Genomic DNA, 3283 nt, shown 5'->3' with positions numbered 1-3283 from the left:
TGGCTGAAGCCGTAAAAAAACCAAGGCCTGAATTCCGTAACATCGGGATCGGTCAAATCGCAAAATATCGCCTGCCGCTAGCGGGGAAGGTCTCGATCCTGCATCGCATAAGCGGCTTGCTGCTGTTCATCTGCCTGCCGTTCATCCTGTATCTGCTGGACCAGAGCCTCACGTCGGAAATCAGTTTCGACGCCTTCAAGGGCTTCCTTGCCAACCCCATCGTCAAGATCATCGTGCTCGTGCTGTCGTGGGCGTATCTGTTCCACTTCTGCGCGGGCATCCGCTTTCTGCTGCTCGACACGCACACCGCGGTGAGCAAGGAAGGCGGCAAGCAGACCTCGATCGTCGTGCTCGTGGTGTCGTCGCTTCTCACGATCGCCGTGGCGCTCAAACTTTTCGGAGCCTTCTAAGTCATGGCAGCCCATAACCGAGTCGGCCCCAAGCGCCTTGTCGTCGGCGCGCACTACGGTCTGCGCGACTGGCTCGCGCAACGCGTCACCGCGGTCGTGATGGCCGTCTATACGCTCATCCTGCTGTTCTGGTTCTTCGCCGCCCGCGACTTCTCGTACGAAGGCTGGGCGTCGATCTTCGCGATTCAGTGGATGAAGCTCGCCACCTTCGTAGCCTTGCTTTCGCTCTTCTATCACGCGTGGGTCGGTATTCGCGACATCTGGATGGATTACGTGAAGCCGGTCGGCCTTCGCTTGTTGCTGCAAGCGTTGACCATCCTCTGGCTGGTCGCCTGCGCCGGCTACGCTGCACAGATTCTCTGGAGAGTTTAAAGAATGGCTGCAATCAAGACTTCCCTGCCGCGTCGGCGCTTTGACGTGGTCATCGTCGGCGCGGGCGGCTCCGGCATGCGCGCGTCGCTGCAACTCGCCCGCGCGGGTCTGTCGGTGGCGGTGCTCTCGAAGGTGTTCCCCACGCGCTCGCACACGGTCGCCGCGCAAGGCGGGATCGGCGCGTCGCTCGGCAACATGAGCGAGGACAACTGGCACTACCACTTCTACGACACGATCAAGGGCTCCGACTGGCTCGGCGACCAGGACGCAATCGAGTTCATGTGCCGCGAAGCGCCGAACGCCGTCTACGAACTCGAGCACATGGGCATGCCGTTCGACCGCAACGCCGACGGCACGATCTACCAGCGCCCGTTCGGCGGGCACACGGCGAACTACGGCGAGAAGCCGGTGCAGCGCGCGTGCGCCGCGGCCGACCGCACCGGCCACGCGCTGCTGCACACGCTGTACCAGCAGAACGTCGCAGCGAAGACGCACTTCTTCGTCGAATGGATGGCGCTGGATCTGATCCGCGACGCCGACGGCGACGTGCTGGGTGTGACCGCGCTCGAAATGGAAACGGGCGAGATCCACATTCTCGAAGGCAAGACCACGCTGTTCGCCACGGGCGGCGCGGGGCGCATCTTCGCGGCCTCGACGAACGCGTTCATCAACACCGGCGACGGTCTCGGCATGGCGGCCCGTTCGGGCATCGCGCTGCAGGACATGGAGTTCTGGCAATTTCACCCGACCGGGGTGGCCGGTGCGGGCGTGCTGATTACCGAAGGCGTGCGCGGCGAAGGCGGGATCCTGCGCAACTCGGACGGCGAGCGCTTCATGGAGCGCTATGCGCCGACGCTGAAGGACCTGGCGCCGCGCGACTTCGTGTCGCGCTCGATGGACCAGGAGATCAAGGAAGGCCGCGGGGTCGGTCCGAACAAGGACCACGTGCTGCTCGACCTGTCGCACATCGGCGCCGAGACGATCATGAAGCGTCTGCCGTCGATCCGCGAAATCGCGCTGAAGTTCGCGAACGTCGACTGCATCAAGGAGCCGATCCCGGTGGTGCCGACCATCCACTACCAGATGGGCGGCATTCCGACCAACATCCACGGCCAGGTCGTGGGTACGGCGAAGGGCTACGAGGATCCGGTCAACGGTTTTTATGCGGTAGGCGAATGCTCGTGCGTGTCCGTGCACGGCGCGAACCGCCTCGGCACGAACTCGCTGCTCGACCTGGTGGTGTTCGGCCGTGCGGCGGGCAACCACATCATCAAGCACGCGAAGGAAATGAAGGAGCACAAGCCGCTGCCGGCCGATGCCGCGGACTTCGCGCTCGAGCGCCTCGCGGTGCTGGAGAAGTCGACCTCGGGCGAGTACACGCAGGCGATCGCGGGCGACATCCGCTCGGCGATGCAGGCGCACGCGGGCGTGTTCCGCACCTCGAAGCTGCTGTCGGAGGGGGTTGGCAAGATCAACGAACTGGCCGAGCGCGTGAAGCACGTGCACCTGAAGGACAAGTCGAAGGTGTTCAACACCGCGAAGGTGGAGGCGCTGGAGCTGGCGAACCTGATCGAGGTGGCCCGCGCGACGATGGTGTCCGCCGAGGCGCGCAAGGAAAGCCGCGGCGCGCACGCGCACAGCGACTTCGAGCATCGCGACGACGACAACTGGATGCGCCATACGCTGTGGTTCAGCGAGGGCGATCGCCTCGACTACAAGCCGGTGCACATGCAGCCGCTGACGGTCGAATCGGTGCCGCCGAAGGCGCGTACCTTCTAAGGGCAGGGAAATCGACATGGCAAAACGTACATTTGAAGTCTACCGCTACGATCCGGACAAGGACGCGGCGCCGCGCATGCAGACGTATGAGATCGAAATCGACTCGCACGAGCGCATGCTGCTCGATGCATTGCTGAAGCTGAAGTCGGTGGATGAAACGCTGTCGTTCCGCCGTTCGTGCCGCGAGGGCGTATGCGGTTCGGACGCGATGAACATCAACGGCAAGAACGGCCTGGCGTGCCTGCAGAACATGAACGACCTGCCGCAGAAGATCGTGCTGCGCCCGCTGCCGGGGCTGCCGGTGGTGCGCGACCTGATCTGCGATTTCACGCAGTTCTTCAACCAGTATCATTCGATCAAGCCGTACCTGATCAACGACACGCCGCCGCCGGAAAAGGAGCGCCTACAGTCGCCGGAAGAACGCGACGAGCTGGACGGCCTTTACGAGTGCATTCTGTGCGCGAGCTGCTCGACGTCGTGCCCGAGCTTCTGGTGGAATCCGGACAAGTTCGTTGGTCCGGCGGGCCTTTTGCAAGCCTATCGGTTCATCGCGGACAGCCGCGACGAAGCGACGGGTGAACGCCTCGACAACCTGGAAGATCCGTACCGTCTGTTCCGCTGCCATACGATCATGAACTGCGTCGACGTGTGCCCGAAGGGGCTCAATCCGACGAAGGCGATCGGCAAGATCAAGGAATTGATGGTGCGCCGTGCTGTCTGAG

General features: G+C 63.2%; 4 protein-coding genes. All 4 read left to right on the top strand.

Annotation, left to right across the window (positions count from 1 at the left end):
* Positions 1–410: succinate dehydrogenase, cytochrome b556 subunit (gene sdhC / locus BG61_RS37950; RefSeq protein ID WP_035943392.1), on the top strand; the 410-nt coding region annotated here is incomplete at its 5' end.
* Between the two features lie 3 nt (positions 411–413).
* Complete coding sequence (gene sdhD, locus BG61_RS37945) at positions 414–782, top strand: succinate dehydrogenase, hydrophobic membrane anchor protein (RefSeq protein WP_035937492.1); 369 nt, start codon at positions 414–416, stop codon at positions 780–782.
* A gap of 3 nt (positions 783–785) precedes the next feature.
* Positions 786–2561, top strand: coding sequence for a succinate dehydrogenase flavoprotein subunit (gene sdhA, locus BG61_RS37940; RefSeq protein WP_035937494.1), 1776 nt, complete (start codon positions 786–788; stop codon positions 2559–2561).
* 16 nt (positions 2562–2577) lie between these two features.
* Complete coding sequence (locus tag BG61_RS37935; RefSeq protein WP_035937497.1) at positions 2578–3282, top strand: succinate dehydrogenase iron-sulfur subunit; 705 nt, start codon at positions 2578–2580, stop codon at positions 3280–3282.
* The last annotated feature ends 1 nt before the right edge of the window (position 3283 follow it).

Origin of the sequence: Caballeronia glathei (genome assembly GCF_000698595.1) — a bacterium.
Taxonomy (GTDB): domain Bacteria; phylum Pseudomonadota; class Gammaproteobacteria; order Burkholderiales; family Burkholderiaceae; genus Caballeronia; species Caballeronia glathei.
Note: the sequence above shows the minus strand (reverse complement) of the source record. Positions and strands in the feature narration are given on the sequence as shown.

What these genes read in the sequence shown, in the direction of transcription:
- sdhD (WP_035937492.1), top strand. Translation starts at nt 414, where the DNA reads ATGGCAGCCCATAACCGAGTCGGCCCCAAGCGCCTTGTCGTCGGCGCG.
- sdhA (WP_035937494.1), top strand. Translation starts at nt 786, where the DNA reads ATGGCTGCAATCAAGACTTCCCTGCCGCGTCGGCGCTTTGACGTGGTC.
- BG61_RS37935 (WP_035937497.1), top strand. Translation starts at nt 2,578, where the DNA reads ATGGCAAAACGTACATTTGAAGTCTACCGCTACGATCCGGACAAGGAC.